Annotated in this window: 1 protein-coding gene; it reads right to left on the bottom strand. The window is 58.0% G+C overall.

Annotation, left to right across the window (positions count from 1 at the left end; genetic code table 11):
• On the bottom strand, positions 1-1,346 hold a 1,346-nt coding region (locus ACTHS3_RS13335), incomplete at both ends, for an SEL1-like repeat protein (protein ID WP_440368169.1).

Here is a 1,346-nt window from a genome sequence, read left to right as displayed (position 1 = left end):
TGTTCTAATAGGGATGTTAATGATTCGGCCGAAGTGTGGCCGTTGCTGATGGCGGCCTGCAGCCAGTAGCAGGCGGTCGGAACATGGCAGCTTACACCTTGTCCGTGATAGTAAAAACAGGCGAGGTGGTATTGGGCGGAAGGGTGGTTTTGTTCGGCAGCGATGGCGTACCAGTGGGCGGCCGCCCGAGGGTCTTGTGCCGTACCGAGGCCGTAATGGTAGATGCGGCCTAAGGCTGCCGCCGCATTTTTATGATGGAACTCGGCCGCTTCCATGTAATTTTTGCGCGCGGCATTATAGTCGACAGGACGGCCAATGGCGTGGGCTTGTGCTTCTGCCAAACGGTAGATAGTCTCGGTTTGTTGCTGTTGCAGGGCGGCTGTTTTGATTTGTTCGTATTGTTGCGGATGGTACAGCGCGGCGTCGCTGATGAGTTTTTGTGCGGCAGCGGCAGAACCCAGCGCGGCAGCCCGGTGGTAGTAATCATGAGCGATATGGTTGTCGGCTTTTATGCCGAGGCCGTAGCGGTAGAGGTCGCCCATGATTTTTAGGGCTTCGGGATGGTCTTTCTCGGCGGCGGCTTTGGCATAGCGCGCCGCTTGAAACGGATCGCGTTCGGAAAGTTCGCCGGTTAGGGCATATTGGGCCAGCTTGGCCTGTGCTTCCGCGTGTTCCTTATCGGCGGCACGACGATACCATTCCAAGGCTTCGGGTCGGCCTTTGGCGGCAAGAAGGTCGGCCAGCAGGGTTTGTGCGGCGATGTGGCCGGCTTGAGCGGCTTGTTCGAGATATTGTTTGGCTTGTGCGTGGTCAGGGCTGATGCCTGTGCCGTAAAAGTAGATTTGACCGAGTTGCCAGCAGGCGGCAGTTACGCCGAGTGCGGCCGCTTTTTCGTATTGTTCGATGGCTGTTTCAACGTCGCCTTGGCGTTGATGATGGCGTGCCAGATGGTAATACGCAGGCGCAGCATATCGGGCAGCGGCAAGCTCCGCCCAGTAGAGGGATTGTGGATCATTGCGCTGTGCGTGGTAACGCATGAGGATTAATTGGGCTTCGGGGTGACCTTGCTCACCCAGCCAGGCGTATTCGTTAAGAAGCTGTCCGGTCGGGGTGCCGTTGTGTTCGCGTTGTTGCAGCAGGGTAAAGAGTGCCTTGGGATGGCGTTGGGCCGCGGCGGCTTCCAACCATGAAAGTGCCTGCTCCGGTTGGCCGTTTTGCAGCAGATGGTTGCCCAATGCGAAAGCAGCTTCCGCATAACCCTGCTCTGCCGCCTGTTGCAGCAGGGGCAGGGCTTGGGCGGTATTGGATTGTTCCAAAAGGGCGGCGGCTTGCCGGTAGAGGATATC

The organism is Neisseria sp. P0009.S007, assembly GCF_051962515.1.
The sequence above is the reverse complement of the archived record's forward strand: the minus strand, read 5'-3'. Positions and strand labels throughout refer to the sequence as shown.